At 64.4% G+C, this 18,103-nt stretch carries 21 protein-coding genes; 17 read left to right on the forward strand and 4 right to left on the reverse strand.

What is annotated here, in order from left to right; translation table 11 throughout:
• Positions 1 to 248: 248 nt before the first annotated feature.
• The 3 genes from dapA to P9273_RS31055 all read left to right on the forward strand — a co-directional run bounded on the left by dapA (position 249) and on the right by P9273_RS31055 (position 2,464).
• Complete coding sequence (gene dapA, locus P9273_RS31045; protein ID WP_041002111.1) at positions 249 to 1,130, forward strand: 4-hydroxy-tetrahydrodipicolinate synthase; 882 nt, start codon at positions 249 to 251, stop codon at positions 1,128 to 1,130.
• 25 nt (positions 1,131 to 1,155) lie between these two features.
• The gene (smpB, locus tag P9273_RS31050; protein ID WP_278052370.1) at positions 1,156 to 1,635 is read left to right on the forward strand and encodes an SsrA-binding protein SmpB; all 480 of its coding nucleotides are present in this window, start codon (positions 1,156 to 1,158) and stop codon (positions 1,633 to 1,635) included.
• 85 nt (positions 1,636 to 1,720) lie between these two features.
• On the forward strand, positions 1,721 to 2,464 hold the full coding sequence (locus P9273_RS31055; RefSeq protein ID WP_442920279.1) for a glycoside hydrolase family 25 protein: 744 nt from the start codon (positions 1,721 to 1,723) through the stop codon (positions 2,462 to 2,464).
• On the opposite strand, the gene P9273_RS31060 is transcribed toward P9273_RS31055, so the two are convergent.
• Entirely contained in the window at positions 2,433 to 3,089 is a 657-nt protein-coding gene (locus tag P9273_RS31060) for a uracil-DNA glycosylase (RefSeq protein WP_278052372.1), read from the reverse strand. The two genes, P9273_RS31055 and P9273_RS31060, sit on opposite strands and share 32 nt — an antisense overlap.
• A gap of 12 nt (positions 3,090 to 3,101) precedes the next feature.
• Positions 3,102 to 3,683 carry a LabA-like NYN domain-containing protein gene (locus tag P9273_RS31065; protein ID WP_040984251.1) on the reverse strand — a complete coding sequence of 194 codons (582 nt, stop codon included), beginning with the start codon at positions 3,681 to 3,683 and terminating at the stop codon, positions 3,102 to 3,104.
• Positions 3,684 to 3,986: 303 nt separating this feature from the next.
• Here P9273_RS31065 and rpoZ point away from each other — a divergent pair, with 303 nt between their 5' ends.
• The 4 genes from rpoZ (at position 3,987) to P9273_RS31085 (ending at position 7,912) form a co-directional block, all read left to right on the forward strand.
• The gene (gene rpoZ, locus P9273_RS31070) at positions 3,987 to 4,388 is read left to right on the forward strand and encodes a DNA-directed RNA polymerase subunit omega (RefSeq protein WP_041002102.1); all 402 of its coding nucleotides are present in this window, start codon (positions 3,987 to 3,989) and stop codon (positions 4,386 to 4,388) included.
• Positions 4,389 to 4,559: 171 nt separating this feature from the next.
• On the forward strand, positions 4,560 to 6,794 hold the full coding sequence (locus P9273_RS31075; RefSeq protein WP_278052374.1) for a RelA/SpoT family protein: 2,235 nt from the start codon (positions 4,560 to 4,562) through the stop codon (positions 6,792 to 6,794).
• A 94-nt stretch (positions 6,795 to 6,888) separates the two neighbouring features.
• Positions 6,889 to 7,467, forward strand: a complete 579-nt coding sequence (gene pyrE, locus P9273_RS31080) for an orotate phosphoribosyltransferase (RefSeq protein ID WP_278052375.1) — start codon at positions 6,889 to 6,891, stop codon at positions 7,465 to 7,467.
• Between the two features lie 61 nt (positions 7,468 to 7,528).
• Positions 7,529 to 7,912: a VOC family protein gene (locus P9273_RS31085; protein WP_278052377.1), complete on the forward strand. Its 384-nt coding sequence runs from the start codon at positions 7,529 to 7,531 to the stop codon at positions 7,910 to 7,912.
• On the opposite strand, the gene P9273_RS31090 is transcribed toward P9273_RS31085, so the two are convergent.
• Positions 7,905 to 8,420, reverse strand: a complete 516-nt coding sequence (locus tag P9273_RS31090; protein WP_278052379.1) for a GNAT family N-acetyltransferase — start codon at positions 8,418 to 8,420, stop codon at positions 7,905 to 7,907. The two genes, P9273_RS31085 and P9273_RS31090, sit on opposite strands and share 8 nt — an antisense overlap.
• 216 nt (positions 8,421 to 8,636) lie before the next feature.
• Here P9273_RS31090 and P9273_RS31095 point away from each other — a divergent pair, with 216 nt between their 5' ends.
• The 7 genes from P9273_RS31095 to recO all read left to right on the forward strand — a co-directional run bounded on the left by P9273_RS31095 (position 8,637) and on the right by recO (position 13,881).
• Complete coding sequence (locus P9273_RS31095; RefSeq protein ID WP_278052380.1) at positions 8,637 to 9,224, forward strand: DUF2062 domain-containing protein; 588 nt, start codon at positions 8,637 to 8,639, stop codon at positions 9,222 to 9,224.
• Complete coding sequence (gene acpS, locus P9273_RS31100) at positions 9,221 to 9,634, forward strand: holo-ACP synthase (RefSeq protein ID WP_041002090.1); 414 nt, start codon at positions 9,221 to 9,223, stop codon at positions 9,632 to 9,634. The genes P9273_RS31095 and acpS overlap by 4 nt, the downstream gene beginning before the upstream one ends.
• A gap of 79 nt (positions 9,635 to 9,713) precedes the next feature.
• The gene (gene lepB, locus P9273_RS31105) at positions 9,714 to 10,463 is read left to right on the forward strand and encodes a signal peptidase I (protein ID WP_041002088.1); all 750 of its coding nucleotides are present in this window, start codon (positions 9,714 to 9,716) and stop codon (positions 10,461 to 10,463) included.
• Entirely contained in the window at positions 10,450 to 11,184 is a 735-nt protein-coding gene (rnc, locus tag P9273_RS31110) for a ribonuclease III (RefSeq protein ID WP_442920280.1), read from the forward strand. The genes lepB and rnc overlap by 14 nt, the downstream gene beginning before the upstream one ends.
• Entirely contained in the window at positions 11,169 to 12,101 is a 933-nt protein-coding gene (gene era, locus P9273_RS31115; RefSeq protein WP_278052382.1) for a GTPase Era, read from the forward strand. The genes rnc and era overlap by 16 nt, the downstream gene beginning before the upstream one ends.
• Positions 12,102 to 12,143: 42 nt before the next feature.
• Positions 12,144 to 13,037, forward strand: coding sequence for an aminoglycoside phosphotransferase family protein (locus P9273_RS31120; RefSeq protein ID WP_278052383.1), 894 nt, complete (start codon positions 12,144 to 12,146; stop codon positions 13,035 to 13,037).
• Positions 13,038 to 13,122: 85 nt separating this feature from the next.
• Positions 13,123 to 13,881: a DNA repair protein RecO gene (gene recO / locus P9273_RS31125; protein WP_278052384.1), complete on the forward strand. Its 759-nt coding sequence runs from the start codon at positions 13,123 to 13,125 to the stop codon at positions 13,879 to 13,881.
• Positions 13,882 to 13,894: 13 nt separating this feature from the next.
• Here the strand turns inward: recO and P9273_RS31130 are convergent, their stop codons facing one another.
• Positions 13,895 to 14,359 carry an NUDIX domain-containing protein gene (locus tag P9273_RS31130; RefSeq protein ID WP_278052385.1) on the reverse strand — a complete coding sequence of 155 codons (465 nt, stop codon included), beginning with the start codon at positions 14,357 to 14,359 and terminating at the stop codon, positions 13,895 to 13,897.
• 245 nt (positions 14,360 to 14,604) lie between these two features.
• On the opposite strand from P9273_RS31130, the gene P9273_RS31135 reads away from it, so the two are divergent.
• The 3 genes from P9273_RS31135 to P9273_RS31145 are packed head-to-tail and all read left to right on the forward strand — an operon-like array spanning position 14,605 to position 18,096.
• The gene (locus P9273_RS31135) at positions 14,605 to 17,391 is read left to right on the forward strand and encodes a DUF2339 domain-containing protein (protein ID WP_278052386.1); all 2,787 of its coding nucleotides are present in this window, start codon (positions 14,605 to 14,607) and stop codon (positions 17,389 to 17,391) included.
• A gap of 49 nt (positions 17,392 to 17,440) precedes the next feature.
• Positions 17,441 to 17,683: a type II toxin-antitoxin system VapB family antitoxin gene (locus P9273_RS31140; protein WP_278052387.1), complete on the forward strand. Its 243-nt coding sequence runs from the start codon at positions 17,441 to 17,443 to the stop codon at positions 17,681 to 17,683.
• The gene (locus P9273_RS31145; protein ID WP_278052389.1) at positions 17,683 to 18,096 is read left to right on the forward strand and encodes a type II toxin-antitoxin system VapC family toxin; all 414 of its coding nucleotides are present in this window, start codon (positions 17,683 to 17,685) and stop codon (positions 18,094 to 18,096) included. The genes P9273_RS31140 and P9273_RS31145 overlap by 1 nt, the downstream gene beginning before the upstream one ends.
• Positions 18,097 to 18,103: the final 7 nt, after the last annotated feature.

The raw sequence follows: 18,103 nt of genomic DNA on the forward strand, positions 1-18,103 counted from the left end.
CCCGATGCGAAGCCTAAACTTAGGTCGTGAAGGGCTCGTAAACAAAAGGTTATCGAGGCCGTTCGAATTGCGCTTGCTGGCACCATGGTGATCCTTGCCGCTGAACAATGTCGAGACTATGGTGCGCGGCTTCGCTTTCGGTTAGAAGGCGCGCAAATAAGAGGCCGACGCATGTCGCCCAAAAGTGGGAACCGGCTTTGGGGTAACGACATGCACAAACGAACAAAGTTCCAAGGAGTTTGGACGATATGCTGAGAGGCTCGCTCACCGCGCTCGTGACACCGTTCGAAAAGAGCGGGCGCTTCGACGAGAAAGCCTTTCGCGCCTTCGTCGAATGGCAGATCGCCGAGGGCACCAAGGGCCTCGTTCCCGTCGGCACCACCGGCGAGTCGCCGACGCTCTCGCATGAGGAGCACCGCCATGTCGTGAAGGTCGCCATCGAGGTGGCCAAGGGCAGGGTGCCGGTCGTGGCCGGCGCGGGCTCCAACAACACCGAGGAAGCGGTCGGCCTGGTGAAATATGCGGAACAGGCCGGCGCCGACGCCGCCCTTGTGGTGACGCCTTATTACAACAAGCCCACGCAGCGCGGCCTTTATGAGCATTTCGCTGCCGTTGCGCGCGCGACCAGCCTGCCGATCATCATCTACAATATCCCGCCGCGCTCGGTGATCGACATGACGCCCGAGACGATGGGCAGGCTGCGCCACGACTTCAAGAACATCGCCGGCGTCAAGGACGCCACCGGCAAGGTCGAACGTGTTTCCGAGCAGCGCATGACCTGCGGCAAGGATTTCATCCAGCTCTCCGGCGAGGATGCTTCCGCGCTTGGCTTCAACGCCCATGGCGGTGTCGGCTGCATCTCGGTGACGTCCAACGTCGCGCCGCGGCTCTGCGCCGAGTTCCAGGAAGCGACGCTCTCGGGCGACAGTGCCAAGGCGCTCGAGCTGCAGGATCGTCTCCTGCCGCTGCACAAGGCGATCTTCATGGAGCCTGGCGTGTCCGGCGCCAAATACGCGCTGTCGAAGCTGGGCAAGATCGAGAACGTGGTCCGCTCGCCGCTGGTGACGGTCGAAGCTTCGACCGCCGAGAAGCTCGACGCGGCGCTGAAGCACGCCGGCTTGATTAATTAGGGATGAGGCGCCACCTCTCCGCATTATGAATCAAGTCAAGAAAGCCGACCCCAACAACAGGACGGTCGCCGAAAACCGCAAGGCGCGCTTTTCCTACGAGGTGCTCGACACGATCGAGGCCGGCTTGGTGCTGACCGGCACCGAGGTCAAGTCGCTGCGCCAGGGCCAGGCCAACATCCAGGAGAGCTACGCTTCGGCCGAGGGCGGCGAGATCTGGCTGATCAATTCCTATCTGCCGGAATATCTGCAGGCCAACCGCTTCAACCACGAGCCGCGCCGGCGCCGGAAATTGCTGGTCTCCAAGCGCGAGATGGCGAAACTCTCGCAAAGCGTCGAGCGCGAGGGCATGACACTGGTGCCGCTGAAAATCTACTTCAACGATCGCGGCCGCGCCAAGCTGCTGCTCGCGATCGCCCGGGGCAAGAAACTGCACGACAAGCGCGAGACCGAAAAGCAGCGCGACTGGTCGCGCGAAAAGGGTCGGCTGCTGAAGGAGCGCGGCTGAGCTTCCGAGCTCGCCGCACCCGATCGCCTGAAAAAAGCCGCCGGCCGGTTCTCCGGTCCGGCGCGTACGCGCCTTCCGACGGGGGATGGTCTTGGGCAAGCGGATTGTGTTCTGGGGCCTCGCCGGCGTGGTTGTCGCCTGTGCAGTGGCGGCGGGTGCCTTCTTCTGGTTCCGTGGCTTTTCGCCCGATCGCGAGGAATTCCCGATCCGGGGCATCGACGTCTCCCACCATCAGGGAAAGATCGATTGGCCGCGCGTCGCGGCCGACGATGTCGCCTTCGCCATCATCAAGGCGACCGAAGGCGGCACGCATGTCGACACCCTGTTCTCGACCAATCTGCGCGAGGCGCGGGCGGCTGGCCTTGCGGTCGGCGCCTATCATTTCTTCACCTTCTGCCGGCCCGGCGCCGATCAGGCGAAGAATTTCATTTCGGTTGTGCCGCGCGGCGAGCCGCTCTTGCCGCCGGTGGTCGACATCGAATTCGGCGGCAACTGCCCGCAACGGCCGTCGCCCGGGCAGTTGAACGCAGAGCTTGCCGCTTTCCTCGGCCCTGTCGAGGCGGCGTTCGGCAAGCAGGCGATCGTCTATTTGACCGACGAAGCGGCCGTTGCCTATTCCGGCAGCATCATGACCCGTCAGCGCTGGCTGCGTTCGCTGGCGATGAGGCCACGCGAGAACGGCTGGGTTTACTGGCAGTATCACAATATGGGCCGCGTCGACGGTATCGAAGGCGATGTGGATCTGAACGTTCTGAAGGGCAGCCGCGAGACGCTGGCTGAATTGTTCGCGCCTGAATCTAGCTCTTCAGGAACGCCGCGATCTCCCTGAACACGTTGACGAACATTTCCTCCGTCAGCACGCCCGTATTGGTGTTGTAGCGCGAGCAGTGATAGCTGGAAAACAAGGCGATGCCGCCGGCTTCCTGCCGCCCGCCGTGGCGGAACGGCAAGGCTGCGACGCGCTCGCCCAGCGCCCGCACTGTCGACTGATGCGCGATCGAACCCAGCGTCAGTATGGCGCGCAAATTGGGGAAGCGCGCAATCGTCGGCTTTAGAAAAGTCCGGCAAGTGGCGACCTCGGCGCCGACCGGCTTGTTCTCCGGCGGCACGCAGCGCACCGCATTGGTGATGGCCGTGCCGACAAGCTCGAGCCCGTCATCCGGCCTTGCCTTGAACTCGCCGCGCGCCAGGCCATGCGCGATCATCGTGCCGTAGAGCAGGTCGCCTGCATAGTCGCCGGTGAAGGGCCGTCCCGTACGGTTGGCGCCGCGCAGGCCAGGCGCCAGCCCGACGATCAGGAGTTTGACCGCATTCTCGCCTTCCGGCGGCAGGAAGGTCGGCACCGGCGCGTTGAACCAGCCCGGCTCACGCTCGCGCCAGGCGGCGATGAAATCATGCAGCCGCGGGCAAAGCGGACAGTCACGGCTGGGTTCGGGGGAGGGCGCGGCGCTCAAGGCCGCCGCCTGTCAATAATCGTCCTCGTCGACTTCGGCGGGTTCCGGCCGGCGCACCGGCCGCTCGGACGGATCGCGGCCGACCTCGCTCTTCAGCGTCATCAGGTCGATGAAATGATCGGCCTGGCGGCGCAGATCGTCGGAGATCATCGGCGGCTGGGAAGCCATGGTCGAGATGATCGACACTTTGCGGCCGCGCCGCTGCAGCGCCTCGACAAGCGTGCGGAAATCGCCATCGCCGGAGAAGATTACATAATGGTCGACGACATCGGCGAGCTCCAGCGCATCGACGGTCAGCTCGATGTCCATATTGCCCTTGATCTTGCGGCGGCCGGTCGAGTCGGTGAATTCCTTGGCGGGCTTCGTCACCACCTTGAAGCCATTGTAGTCCAGCCAGTCGATCAACGGCCGGATCGAGGAATATTCCTGATCCTCGACCAGCGCCGTGTAGTAGTAAGCGCGCAGCAGATAGCCGCGCTTTTGGAAGCTCGAAAGAAGCTTGCGGTAATCTATGTCGAAGCCCAGTGCGCGGGACGTGGCGTAGAGGTTGGCGCCGTCGATGAAAAGAGCGATCTTTTCACGGGGATCGAACATTGAAAAACATCCCTTTCGAAAATTTCTGTCGTCTAAAAGCGTTTGACGAATAGGTCCGACAAATGGACCTCGCTGCCGTCACATTCGAGATAACGCGCAATTTGTGGATATCCAAGGGCAGGGCCGGCATTGCAAGCAATTGTGATCGCGACTATGTGAGCGCCATCATCGCGCGCTCCGATGATGAGCCGGGCAACAGGCTGCAAAGCCGGCGCCGGCGCCATAAAGCTTGTATTTCGCCCGCGCCCGCGTTATGGAGCGCGTCAGCTTTCCATCAAATCCATCGCATGAAAGGGGCAGTCCATGGCCCGCGTAACCGTTGAAGATTGCATCGACAAGGTCGACAACCGTTTTGAACTTGTGCTGCTCGCCGGCCATCGCGCCCGCCAGATCAGCCAGGGCGCGCAGATCACCGTTCCGCGCGACAATGACAAGAACCCGGTCATCGCGCTGCGCGAGATCGCCGAAGAGACGCTGTCGCCCGACGACCTCAAGGAAGACCTGATCCACTCGCTGCAAAAGCATGTCGAGGTCGACGAGCCGGAGGCCGAGGGCGAGGCGATCACCGACCAGACCGGCGCGACCGCTGTCGCGGCCGACGCCGACGATGCCGAGGAAAACATCGCTTTCGATCGCATGAGCGAGGAAGACCTGCTCGCCGGCATCGAAGGTCTGGTGCCGCCGGAAAAGAGCGACGACTACTAAGAGCTTTTGACAATTCTGCTCAGCTGGTAGTTGAGCGGGTTCTGAAAAGCTTCCGAGTTCGCCTGGATCAAGCATCCGGTACTTCCGTCTCGTAACTTTCGTGGCTATCTATGGGATGCGTCGCACGTCGGTGCGGCGCATCAATCATTTCAGCACCGCGAGATCCCGCCCATGATGCGTCAGTATGAGCTTGTCGAGCGCGTGCAGCGCTACAAGCCTGACGTCAATGAGGCGCTGCTCAACAAAGCTTACGTCTATGCCATGCAGAAGCATGGCCATCAGAAGCGCGCCTCGGGCGATCCCTATTTCTCGCATCCCCTCGAAGTCGCTGCCATCCTCACCGACATGCACATGGACGAGGCGACCATTGCCGTTGCCCTGCTGCACGACACGATCGAGGACACGACGGCGACCCGTGCCGAGATCGACGAGCTGTTCGGCCCCGAAATGGGCAAGCTGGTCGAGGGCCTCACCAAGCTGAAGAAGCTCGATCTGGTCTCCAAGAAGGCCGAGCAGGCGGAGAATTTGCGCAAGCTTCTGCTCGCGATCTCCGAGGATATTCGCGTTCTTCTGGTCAAGCTCGCCGACCGCCTGCACAACATGCGCACGCTCGACCACATGCCGGAATCCAAGCGCCTGCGCATTGCCGAGGAGACGATGGATATCTATGCGCCGCTGGCCGGGCGCATGGGCATGCAAGGCATGCGCGAGGAACTGGAGGAAATCGCCTTCCGCTACATAAATCCGGAGGCTTATCGCGCCGTCACGGCAAGGCTTGCCGAGATTTTCGAGCGCAACAAGGGCGTCCTGCAGGAGATCGAGACGGCGCTGTCCGGCCTGTTTGAAAAACACGCCATCAAGGCGAGCGTGAAGAGCAGGCAGAAGAAGCCCTGGTCGGTGTTCCGCAAGATGGAGGCCAAGGCGCTCTCCTTCGAGCAGCTCTCCGACATTTTCGGCTTCCGCGTCGTCGTCGATACGGTCGATGACTGCTACCGCGCGCTTGGCGCCATCCACACCACCTGGTCGATGGTGCCCGGCCGCTTCAAGGATTACATATCGACGCCGAAGCAGAACGACTACCGTTCCATCCACACCACCATCGTCGGCCCGTCGCGCCAGCGCGTCGAATTGCAGATCCGCACCAAGGAGATGAACAAGATAGCCGAATATGGCGTCGCCGCGCATTCGATCTACAAGGATACCGGCGGCAAGATGAACGGCACGGCCCATGCGATCTCGAGGGAGACCAACGCCTATGCCTGGCTGCGGCGCACCATCGAGCAGCTGGCCGAAGGCGACAATCCGGAGGATTTCCTCGAGAACACCAAGCTGGAGCTGTTCCAGGACCAGGTGTTCTGCTTCACGCCCAAGGGCATGCTGATCGCGCTGCCGCGCGGCGCCACCCCGATCGATTTCGCCTATGCCGTCCACACCGATGTCGGCGACACCTGCGTCGGTGCCAAGGTCAATGGCCGCATCATGCCGTTGATGACGGAACTGAAGAATGGCGACGAGGTCGAGATCATCCGCTCCAAGGCGCAGGTGCCCCCCGCCGCCTGGGAGTCGGTCGTGGTCACCGGCAAGGCGCGCGCCGCCATCCGCCGCGCCACCAAGAATGCCATTCGCAAGCAATATTCCGGCCTCGGCGCCCGCATCCTCGAACGCGCCTTCGAGCGCGCCGGCAAGACCTTCGCCAAGGAGAGCCTGAAGCCGGTGCTGCACCGGCTGGCGCGCAAGGACATCGAGGACGTGCTGGCTTCCGTCGGCCGCGGCGAGCTGAGCTCGACCGATGTCATGAAGGCGGTCTTCCCCGACTATAAGGACGAGCGCGTCACCGTCGCCCCGCCCAAGCCGCGCGAGGAAGGCTGGTCGAAGATCCGCAACGCCGCCGGCATGCTGTTCCAGATGCCCGGCACCCGCGCCGCGCGCAAGGACAGCAAGAACCAGCAACGCGACGGCGCGGTGCCGATCCGCGGCGTGCGCGGCGACCTGCCGGTGCGCTTCGCGCCGGAGGGCGCCGTGCCCGGCGACCGCATCGTCGGCATTATCCAGCCGGGAACCGGCATCACCATCTACCCGATCCAGTCGCCGGCCCTGCAGGCCTTCGATGACCAGCCCGAGCGCTGGATCGACGTGCGCTGGGACATCGACGAGCGCACCAAGGAGCGGTTCCCGGCGCGCATCTCGGTCACCGCCATCAATGCGCCGGGTTCGCTGGCCGACATCGCCCAGGTAGTGGCGTCCAACGACGCCAATATCCACACGCTGTCGATGGTGCGCACCGCGCCCGATTTCACCGAGATGCTGATCGACCTCGAGGTCTGGGATTTGAAGCACCTCAACCGGCTGCTGTCGCAACTCAAAGACAATTCGAGCGTCAGCGATGCGCGGCGCGTCAACGGGTGAATAGTGAATAGTGAATAGTGAAAGAAGGCGCTCTCACTACCATTCACCATTCACCATTCACCATTCACCACTCGCCAAAGGCATGGAGCGAACAATGAACACCGACGAAGTGCTGGGCATTTTCCGCGAGGCCGGCGCCGTTCTCGAAGGTCATTTCATTCTGACGTCGGGCCTGCGCAGTCCGGTCTTCCTTCAGAAGGCGCGGGTCTTCATGCATGCCGACAAGACCGAGCGCCTCTGCAAAGCGCTGGCCGAGAAGATTCGCCAGGAGGTGCCCGGCAGGATCGACTATGTCGTCGGCCCGGCCATCGGTGGCCTGATCCCGGCCTATGAAACATCGCGCCATCTCGGTGTCCCGGCAATCTGGGTCGAGCGGGAAGGGGGCGAATTCAGGCTGCGCCGCTTCGAGATCGCCAAGGGCGCGCGCGTCGTTATCGTCGAGGACATCGTCACCACGGGCCTGTCGATCCGCGAGACCATTGATTGCCTGCGCGAGCTTGGCGCCGAAGTCGTGGCGGCGGCCTGCATCATCGACCGCTCGGCCGGCAAGACCGATGTCGGCGTGCCGCTGATCGCCCTTGCCGAATATGAAGTGCCGGCCTATCCCGCCGACCGTCTGCCGCCGGAACTTGCCGCCATTCCAGCCGTTAAGCCGGGAAGCCGCAACATCTGATGCAGGAAAACAAGCACTTGGGCGCGTCGCTTGAATCTCTCTGGCAGCCGCCGGGGTCGCGGTGATCGCCGGCATCGACCATTTCGTGCTGACGGTCCGCTCGGTCGAGGCGACCTGCGAGTTCTACCAGCGCGTGCTCGGCATGCGGCGGCTGGATGAGCCAAACCGGCCGACCGCACTGTTGTTCGGCTCGCAGAAGATCAACCTGCACGAATCCGGCCGCACTTTCGAGCCGAAGGCGAAGGCGCCGACGCCGGGCTCCGGCGATTTCTGCCTCGTGGCGGCGGTGCCGCTTGCCGAAGTCCAGGCGAGCCTCGAAGCCAATAACGTGGCGATCGAGGTCGGTCCGGTCGGGCGCACCGGCGCGCGGGGCGCGATGATGTCAGTCTATTTCCGCGATCCGGACGGCAATCTGGTCGAGGTCAGCGAGTATCCGCTCACCTGAGATCGAGCCGCATGGCGCAGCGCTGGTCCAAAGCCATGCCGTGCTCGGCCTCATTGCCGAGCAGACTGTCCAGCCGTCCATCGATCTCGGCATCTTCCAGAATGCGAAATCCGAACTTGCGGTAGAAGGGCGCGTTCCAGGGCACCGTGCGAAACGTGGTCAGCGTCACCGCAGCCAGGCCGCGCCGCCTCGCGTCCGCGACCGCCCGTTCGAGCAGCGAGCGGCCAATGCCCTGCCCCTGCCGATCGAGGTGCACGTCCAACTCCCAGACATGCAGCGCATCGCCCTCCATCCCGGCGCTCAGGAATCCGACCGGCCGGTCCTTCTCGTCTGCGGCAACCCAGCATGCGCCCGCGGCGATCAGCACGCTGTGTCGCTCGACGCTGACATTGTCTCCATCGGCGAGCCACGCCAGTTCCGCGATGGCGCGGAACGCCAGTCCGGCGGACTGTTCGATCTGCGGCAGTGCCTCGGCGTCCTCGGCCCGCGCCGGTCGAATGGTGATCATTTGGCTCCGCATCCCGATTGTCTTCCTCAGTTTCGCCAGAATGACGGCCTTGTTACAGCCTGCGGCAGACGATCGCGGCGGCGTTTCGTTGTCGCGCGGCTCAGTCGTCGCTATATCAAAGTTTTGTTGCCTTTCTGCGCCCTCGGAGCGCAAGATAGTTTGGCGCGACCCGGTGGTGGCAGGGGCAGCGCGTGTTGGACCGGGAACTGGAACAGAGTGCTTTTTCGACGCCGAGAGCCCGATGGCCTCCTTGAGCGGGTGCGTATTTATCTATGGCCGCGCCGCTCGTTCTCACGTTCCGTGCAGTATTTCTCCAAACGCATCCTGCGGCTGAAGGCGACGCCGCATTCGGTCGCCGCCGGCGTCGCCGCGGGTGTTTTTGCTTCCTTCTTCCCGCTTGGCTTCCACTTCATCGTCGCCGCTGTGCTGTGCTGGATCATCGCCGGCAATCTGGTCGCGGCGGCGCTCGGCGCCGTGTTTTTCGGTAATCCGCTGACCTTCCCGCTTTTGTGGGGCGCATCCTGGGAAACCGGCAAGCTGCTCCTGCATGAGCATCTCCCGAGGCACGGGCCGCCCGAGCATCTGGGCGAAATGATGCACAAGCTCTCCTTCGCCAAGCTCTGGCACCCTGTTCTGGAGCCGATGTTGGTTGGCGCGGTGCCGCTCGGCCTCGTCTTCGGGCTCGTGTTTTACGGCATCACGCGCTGGGGCATGATCGCGTTTCGCGCGCAGCGCAGGAAGCGCATGGCCGAGCGCGCCGCGAAGAAGTCGCGGCAGGGCGGACGGGAAGTGCCGGCGGAATGATCATCGGCATCGGCAGCGACCTGATCGACATCAGACGCATCGAAAAATCGCTGGAGCGGCACGGCCAGCGCTTTGTCCAGCGCATCTACACGGAGGTCGAGCAGGCCAAGTCGGAAATGCGCGCGGCACGCGCGGCTTCCTATGCCAAGCGCTTCGCCGCCAAGGAGGCCTGCGCCAAGGCGTTGGGCACCGGCATGGCCGAGGGCGTGTTCTGGCGTGACATGGGCGTGGTCAACCTGCCGAGCGGCGCGCCGACCATGGCGCTGACCGGCGGCGCCGCGGCCAGGCTGGAGAAAATCCTGCCGAAAGGCCACCGCGCGGTGATCCATCTCACCATCACCGACGATTTCCCGCTTGCTCAAGCCTTTGTGATCATCGAGGCGGTACCCGCCGAACAAGCGCCACATTGATTCCATCTGACCACCAGCGGCATGACGTTGCCCAGCGCGCGCCAAGACTCTATACCAACATCGCACAATCGAGGACGACATGAGCGTGGCTGAAAAATCGCAGAAGAAATCCGGCGGGCTTGGTGAAACCTTCTCCGTCATCATCCAGGCTCTGCTGCTCGCGCTCGTCATCCGCACGTTGCTGTTCCAGCCCTTCTCCATTCCGTCCGGCTCGATGCGGCCGACGCTGCTCGAAGGCGATTATCTCTTCGTCACCAAATGGGCCTATGGCTATTCGCGCTACTCGCTGCCTTTCGGTCCCGATCTCTTCTCCGGCCGCATCTGGGGCTCGGAGCCCAAGCGCGGCGACGTGGTGGTGTTCAAGTTCCCGCCGGATCCGTCGATCGACTACATCAAGCGTGTCGTCGGCCTGCCCGGCGACAAGATCCAGATGAAGAACGGCCAGCTTTTCATCAATGACGTCGGCGTGCCGCGTGTGAAGACCGGCCAGATCGACAATCCCGACGTCACCGAGGAAAACCGGCCGATCGACGTCTATCGTGAAACGCTGCCGAACGGTGTCAGCTACGATACGCTCGACATCAATTCCGATTCGATCGGCGACAACACACGCGAATTCGTCGTGCCGCCTGGCCACTATTTCATGATGGGCGACAATCGCGACAATTCTTCCGACAGCCGCTTCGCCGTCGGCTATGTGCCGGCGGAGAACCTTGTCGGCCGCGCCAACCTCATCTTCTTCTCGATCGCCGGCAAGGCAAGCCCGCTCGAGATCTGGAAGTGGCCGTCGCTGATGCGCGCCGGGCGCCTGTTCCATTTCGTCCACTAGAGCGATGGCGGCCAGCAAGCGTTTGACCGCCGATGCTCTGGCCGAAGCGCTTGTCGAGCGTACCGGCCACGCCTTCGCCGACCGCCAGCGCCTGCAGCGGGCGCTGACCCATGCCAGCGCCCGTTCGACCCATGCCGGCGTCGACTACGAGCGCTTCGAGTTCCTGGGCGACCGTGTTCTCGGCCTCGTCGTCGCCGACATGCTGCTCGCGACCTTTCCCGATGCCGCCGAGGGCGAGCTGTCGCTGCGCCTCAACGCGCTGGTCAATGCCGAGGCGCTGTCCGAGATCGCCGAGGAGATCGGGCTGCCGGAGCTGATCCGCGCCGGCTCCGACGTGCGCAATCTCGACGGGCGCAAGCGCACCAATCTGCGCGCCGATGCGCTGGAATCGCTGATTGCCGTGCTTTACCTGGATGGTGGCCTTGAGGCTGCCCGCGCATTCATCCACCGTTATTGGCAGCCGCGCTCGCAAGCGATCGGCGCTGCGCGGCGCGACGCCAAGACCGAATTGCAGGAATGGGCGCACCAGGCGGCCGCCGGCGCCGTGCCGGCCTACCGCGTAGACGGCCGCGAGGGGCCGGATCACGATCCGCTGTTCACCGTCAGCGTCAAGGTTGGCTCTTTCGCGCCGGCGACCGGCAGCGGCCGCTCCAAACGAGAGGCCGAGCAGGCTGCCGCGGCTACTCTTTTGCTGCGCGAAGGCGTATGGAGCGCGGCATGAGCGATACGCAAACCCCTGAAGCCTCCGCGACGCGCTCCGGCTTCGTCGCGCTGATCGGCGCGCCCAATGCCGGCAAGTCGACCTTGGTCAACCAGCTGGTCGGCGCCAAGGTATCGATCGTCACGCACAAGGTGCAGACCACCCGCGCCATCGTGCGCGGCATCGCCACGCATGACAACGCGCAGATCGTCTTCGTCGACACGCCCGGCATCTTCAAGCCGAAGCGGCGGCTGGACACCGCTATGGTGACGACCGCCTGGGGCGGCGCCAAGGATGCCGATGTCGTCGTGCTTTTGATCGACGCGGAGCGCGGCATCAAGGGCGACGCCGATGCCATCCTCGACCGGCTGAAGGACGTTAAGCAGCCGATGCTGCTCGTCCTCAACAAGGTCGATCGCGTCAAGCCGGAGACGCTTCTCGCCCTGGCAGCGACCGCGAACGAACGCGTGCCGTTCAAGCGCACTTTCATGGTGTCGGCGCTCACCGGTTCCGGCTGCAAGGACCTGCTCGATTATCTCGCCGAGACGTTGCCCTTGGGTCCCTGGTACTATCCGGAAGACCAGATCTCCGACCTGCCGATGCGCCAGCTCGCGGCCGAGATCACGCGCGAAAAACTTTATCTGCGGCTGCATCAGGAGCTTCCCTATTCCTCGCATATCGAGACCGAGAAATGGGAAGAGAAGAAAGACGGCTCGGTGCGCATCGAGCAGGTCATCTATGTCGAGCGCGACAGCCAGAAGAAGATCGTGCTCGGCCACAAGGGCGAGACGATCCGCGCCATCGGCCAGGCCGCACGGACCGAGATCGCCGAGATCCTCGAACAGAAGGTCCACCTCTTCCTGTTCGTGAAGGTGCGCGAGAACTGGGGCGACGACCCCGAGCGCTACCGCGAGATGGGGCTGGAGTTTCCTCATTGATGCTTGTCGCCCAAAAGCGCTTATCGGCTTTGGGACGACGGCATGGATGATCCGCAACCGACCATCGATACCGATCTGGTGCGCCGACTGGTCGACGCGCAGTTTCCGCGATGGCGGCATCTGCCGGTAAGCCCGGTCGCTTTCGGCGGCTGGGACAACCGCACCTTCCATCTCGGCGACAAAATGACGGTCCGGCTCCCGAGTGCGGCCTCCTATTCGCTGCAGGTCGAGAAGGAGCAGCGCTGGCTGCCGAAATTGGCACCCGTCCTGCCGCTGCCCATTCCGGAGCCGCTGGCCATGGGCGAACCGGCCGAAGGTTACCCTTGGCATTGGTCGGTCTATCGCTGGATCGAGGGCGAGACGGCCAAGACCGGGCGCATCGCCGATCCCCTCGCGTTCGCGCTCTCGCTTGCCGATTTCCTTGTCGCATTGAGGGGCATCGACCCGACGGACGGTCCTATGCCCGGCCAGCACAATTTCCACCGCGGCGGGCCGCTGGCCCTCTATGACGGCGAGGCAACACAGGCCATCGCCGCGCTTGAAGGCCGGATCGACGCTCAAGCCGCGACCACGGTCTGGGAAGCAGCGCTTGCCGCCACCTGGTCTGGCTCCCCGGTCTGGTTTCATGGCGACGTCGCCTCGGGCAATCTTCTGGTCGAGGACGGCTGCTTGAGTGCCGTCATCGATTTCGGCACCTCCGGTATCGGCGACCCATCCTGTGATCTGGCGATAGCCTGGACCTTCTTCGAAGGCGCCAGCCGCGAGGCCTTCCGCGCCCGCATCGCCGTCGACGACGCCACCTGGGCGCGCGGCCGCGGCTGGGCTTTGTGGAAGGCGCTGATCACCGTCGCCGGCCACGACGCCAATCAGACGGAGGTGGAAAGGCAGCGTCGCGCGATCGACGAGGTGCTTGCCGATCATCAGAGGTGGGCGTGAAACGACGCCTGCGAATGTCAGTACAGATCGAGCACAGCGTGCCGTAATCTTGATTTCGCCATCCAACGGGTGAAAAGCTCTGGCCATGGAATGGCGCGACGAGGGAATCGTTCTCGGCACCCGCAAGCATGGCGAAACCAGCGCCATCCTCGAGGTGATGACCCGCGCGCATGGCCGCCATCTCGGCCTGGTGCGGGGAGGGCGTTCGCGCAAGCAGCAGCCGGTGCTGCAGCCTGGCAACCGTGTCGATCTTTTGTGGCGGGCGCGGCTCGACGAGCATCTCGGTGTCTTCCAGGCCGAGGCGATCGAGATGAACGCCGCGCGGCTCATGGACAGCGCCATCGCGGTCTATGGCCTGCAGACCATGGCCGCGCATCTGAGGCTCCTGCCGGAGCGCGATGCTCATGGCGGCCTCTACGAGGCGCTGGCCGTGATGATCTCGCATCTCGGCGATGCCGATGCGGCGGGCGAGCTGGTGGCCCGCTTCGAGCTGCTCATCCTCGACGAACTGGGCTTCGGCCTCGATCTCAGCCAATGCGCGGCGACCGGCACAAGGCAGGATCTTGCCTATGTCTCGCCGAAATCCGGACGCGCGGTGTCGCGCGCCGCTGGTGCTGCCTGGCACGACAAGATGCTGGCGCTGCCCGCCTTCCTCCAGCGCGGCTCCGGCTTGCGCGCCGATGCGGCGGCGCTGGAAGACGCCTTCCGGCTGAGCGGCTTCTTCTTCACCCGCCATGTCTATGAGCCGCGCGGCCTCGAGCCGCCCGACGCCCGCGCCGGCTTCCTCGCCGCGCTGCGCCGGCATCATGCGGCGGTGAAGGCGGTTGCGGGCGGGGCAGGATAGCAAAGGCGAGCGCCTAATCCGCGCTCCGCTGCTCCAGGAAATTATCGAGCATGGCGCGCTGGCCCTTGAGGATTTTGAGCCCCGCTTCGGGCAGCGAAAACCAGCCGGCCTTGTCGACTTCTGGGAACTCCTTCATACGTCCCGATTTCGGCGGCCATTCCATGGTGAACATATTGCTCCTGACGGCATGCGCGTCGATGTCCGCTTCGACGCTCCACGCGATGACGATCTTGCCGCCCGGTTGCTTGTAGCTGCCGAGCGGCCGGAAATCGCCTTCGATGGCGACGCCGAGTTCCTCTTCGGCTTCCCGTTTGGCGGCCTGGAGCTCATCTTCAGTGTCACCGATCAAGCCCTTCGGGATCGACCACGCGCCTTCATCCTTTCTGGCCCAGAACGGGCCGCCCGGGTGGACGAGCAGGAATTCGAACACACCGGCGATGCGCCTGTGGATCAGCAGGCCCGCGCTCTTTTGCGGCATCGGTCACCTCGCGACATTTTCTTCGCCCGCACGAGAATAGCACGAGTATTTCGCGGCAGAGGCCACGCAATTCCGTCGGCAAAAGTGGGGGCGCAGCCGGCCAGGCATGGGAAAAACCGGCAAGTTGCTGGCAATCGGCGACGAAACATGCTCGATCTTGTTAGCCGGCGAGCCGCTGATTTCGACCAGCCGTCTCATTGCCGCATTTGTTGGCCACGACTGGTCTGGTTTTGAGGGAAACCGCCATGTTTTTCAGCCTGATCGCCATTGCCGCCGTCATAGCTCTTTTCGTCATCGTTTCACGACAGCAGAACCGTATCGCGCTGGTCGAGCGCGAGCTCGGAGTCCTGCGCGGGCTGGTGCAATCGGGCGCTTCGCTGTCCGCGCCCAAGCCGGACGCCGCGCAGGAAGGTCTTCCCGAGGAGGTCAAGGCAGCCGCGGCGCCTGCCGCGCCATTGGCTGACGGCACGACTGTGGCCGAGGAGGTCGTCGCGACGCCCGAGGGCGCCGAGGGCGAGGCCGTGGCCGGTCCCTGGACGAAGACCCAGGCGGCCGCGGCGCAATCCGCCGGGCCGTCCGAACCGGTGCAACCCGCTGCCGTGGCCGGGACGCCTGCGGCAGGCTCCCCGGCGCCTGCAAGGGCGGCGCGCCAAACCGATGTCGAGACGGCGCTGGGAACGCGCTGGGCGGTCTGGGTCGGCGGCATCGCGCTGGCGCTGGGCGGCCTGTTCCTGATCCGCTACACCATCGAGGCCGGTATTTTCGGTCCGGGCGTGCGACTCACGATGGCCGGCATCCTCGGCCTGGCGCTGATTGCCGGTGCCGAATTCATCCGCCGCACCGGCTTCAAGGTGCCCGTGCAGGGCGCCGCCGGCGCCTATATCCCGTCGATCCTGACGGCGGCTGGCGCGTTCATCCTGTTCGGCACGGTCTACGCGGCGCACGGCATCTATGGCTTCATCGGTCCGGCGACCGCCTTCGCGCTGCTGGGCGTCATCGGCGTCGCCACCATTGGCGCTGCGCTGGTGCATGGCCTGGCGCTGGCCGGCATCGGCCTTGTCGGCGCGATGGTCACGCCGGCGCTGATCGCCTCGCAGGCGCCCAATCCTTGGGCGCTGTTCGTCTATCTGGCGGTCGTGCTTGCGGCGACCGCGGCAACCGCCCGCATCCGCGATTGGAAGGCGCTGGTGGCGGCTGCCTTCGCCGGCACAGGCATCTGGACCATTCTCTACATGGTCGACGCGCCGGACGTGAACCTTGCCGCTGTCCTGTTCATCGGCCTGGCGACACTTGCCGTGCTTGCCTTCGTCTGGCTCGGCCTTTTCTCGGCCGATGGCCGCGACGCACAGGCGCGCGGCTTCGACTGGCCATCGATCGTGCCCGGCTTCTTCATCGCCCTGAGCGCGCTGGGCCTGTCCGTCGATCCGGCTTTTGCCAGCGCCGGCGATGCTCTGCATGGCGCCGTCCTGCTGGTTGCGCTGGTCGCGGCGGCGCTCTATCGGCCGAGCGCGCTTCCGCTGGTCTTTGCCGCCGGCATCGCGACCGTGCTGATCTATCTCGGCATCATTCCGCCCGCCACGATCGGCGCCAATGCGCTCGATGTCGGGTTGGACGCCCAGCCCTTGGCGTCACCCGACACGCCGACTTTCCGCATCGGCATCGCGCTTGGCCTTGTCTTCATCGCCGCCGGCTTCTGGGCCGCGCGCCGTTTCGCCGCCACCGCCCCGCGGCGCGCGGCCTGCTGGGCGGCTTGGGGCGTCATCGCCCCGCTTGTGGTGCTCACCGCGCTATGGCTCACCTTCGGCGATATCGACCGCGACTTCGGCTACGCGCTGCCGGCGCTGTTGCTGGCGCTCGCTCTTGCCGCCGGCGGCGAATGGATCGCGCGCGCCGAGGAGCCGCCGCTCGGCGGCGGCCCGGCCGTGTCGTTCGCGCTGGGCGGGGCCGGCGTCGCCGGCCTGCTTATGCTGCATATGGCCTTCGGCTCCGGCTGGACGACCGTGCCGCTTGGAGCCGCTGCGATCGTCCCGGCGTTGGCCACACGCTGGCGGTCTTATCCCGTGCTCGGCTGGATCGCGGTGGGCGCGGCGGTCGCCGTGCTCGGCCGCGTCGCCTTCGATCCGACCATCGTCGGCGCGGCGTCTCTCGCCAGGACGCCGGTCTTCAACTGGCTGCTGCTTGGCTATGGCGTGCCGGCGCTCGCCTTCGGCTTCGCCGCCTGGCAGCTCGCCCGCACCACCGACGGCAGGCCGCGCCTTGCCATGGAGGCGGCCTCGGCGCTGTTCGCGCTGCTCACCGTTGCCATGCTGGTCCGCCACGCCATGCATGGCGGCGTCATCGACACCGGCACGGTGACGCTTGCCGAACAGGCGATCTACACGCTGGTCGCGCTCGGCGCCGGCGCGATCCTCGTCGCCATCGACATGCGCTCGCCAAGCTCGGTGCTGCGCTATGGCTCGATGGCCGCCGGCGTGGTTTCGGCGGCCATGATCGCCGTCCAGCATTTCGTCGTGCTGAACCCGCTGCTGACGGATGAGTCGACCGGCACGATCCCGGTCTTCAACCTTCTCTTCCTTGCCTATCTGTTGCCGGCAGTCGCAGCCGGCGCGTTGGCGCTCTATGTCCGCGACAAGCGCCCGCGATGGTATGCGGCGATGCTGGCGCTGATCGCTGCTTTGCTTGCCTTTGCCTACGCCACGCTGTCGGTGCGGCGCCTGTTCAAAGGCGAGTTCATCGCCTTGTGGAGCGGCCTCGGCCAGCTCGAGACCTACACTTACTCGGCGCTCTGGCTGGTCATCGGCGTGGCGCTGCTCACCGCCGGCGTCTGGCTGAAATCGCAGGTGCTGCGCATCGCCTCCGCGGTGCTGATCGCGGTCGCGGTGGTCAAGGTCTTCCTCTTCGACATGTCGGAGCTGGAAGGCGTGCTGCGCGCGCTCTCCTTCATCGGCCTCGGCGCCGTGCTGATCGGCATCGGCTTGTTCTATCAGCGGCTGCTGACGCGGGCAGCGAGAGCAGTGAAGGAGGCTTCTTGAAGGAATATCCAATCTGGGATATCTAGAATATTCATAAAGGGATATTTCAATGCCGCTCTACATACGTGACGATGAAGTGGACGCGCTGGCCGCCAAATTGCAGCGCGAGACGAACGCGCCCAGCAAGACCGAAGCGGTGCGGACAGCTCTTATGCACGAACTGGAACGCAATCGTGCCAAGGTGCCGCTGCGCGATCGGATCGTCAGGCTTCAAGCGGAGGCGAAGAAGATCGGTCTGCCCAATCCCGACTTCGATATGAAGAAATTCACTGACGAGATGTGGGAAGGCTGATGTTTGTCGACGCTTCGGTGATCGTCGCAATTCTCAACCAGGAACCGGGCTGGGAGGAATTGTCCAAACAACTCTCCCGATCTGTCGACTTCCACATCTCTGCCATGGTCCGTTTTGAGGCGACGCAGGCTCTGGCGCGAGCCGGCGCAGGTTCCCGCAAGCCGACCGCCGAAGCGCTCCTCAAAGCTCGCGATCTGGTAGATCAACTCATTGTGGAAATTGGCGGGGAAAATGTCCCGATCGGCGACGAGATCGGTTCGCGCGCTCTCGATGCCAGCGCTCATTATGGCAAGGCCGTTGGTCATCAAGCCGACCTGAACTTGGGTGACTGTTTTGCCTATGCTTGCGCGAAAGCTCTCGGCACTCCGCTGCTCTACAAAGGCAATGATTTCCTGCTCACCGATTTGAGATAGTTAGGCT

The sequence above is a fragment of the Mesorhizobium sp. WSM4935 genome, from assembly GCF_029625735.1.
Classification (GTDB): Bacteria; Pseudomonadota; Alphaproteobacteria; order Rhizobiales; family Rhizobiaceae; genus Mesorhizobium.